This window comes from Rhodococcus sp. KB6 (genome assembly GCF_001445685.1).
Lineage (GTDB): Bacteria > Actinomycetota > Actinomycetes > Mycobacteriales > Mycobacteriaceae > Rhodococcus_F > Rhodococcus_F qingshengii.
Window position 1 is genome coordinate 1 of sequence record NZ_LNAK01000113.1, and the last position, 307, is coordinate 307.

Annotated in this window: 1 protein-coding gene; it reads left to right on the forward strand. The window is 52.4% G+C overall.

Features of this window, described 5'->3' with window-relative positions; genetic code table 11:
• Nucleotides 1–93: 93 nt before the first annotated feature.
• On the forward strand, nucleotides 94–307 hold a 214-nt coding region (locus tag ASU23_RS34515), incomplete at its 3' end, for a hypothetical protein (protein ID WP_216637128.1).

Below are 307 nucleotides of genomic sequence, written 5' to 3' on the forward strand. Positions count from 1 at the left end.
CGGTCGACCGTCACACGACCTGACCATCGTCACTCACATAACTCACACCGTCGACATCGAACGATGGAGCCCCTACCAGCGAGGTTTTGAGATATGTCAAAACTGCGTGCAGATAATGCGAGTGTCACAACCATTTCTGGCCAGAGGTCCGTCGTACTTGTCGGTCCACGCCGTGCCGAAAACGCAACTTTCTCTGAACAAGAATTCAAGCTTGGTAATCATGTGGAAGTCCTTCCCGAGATCGATCCGAATCCAGGCATTCCGAGGTCAGTTGTTGCCGATCCTCGTTTCATCGTGGCATCGACCT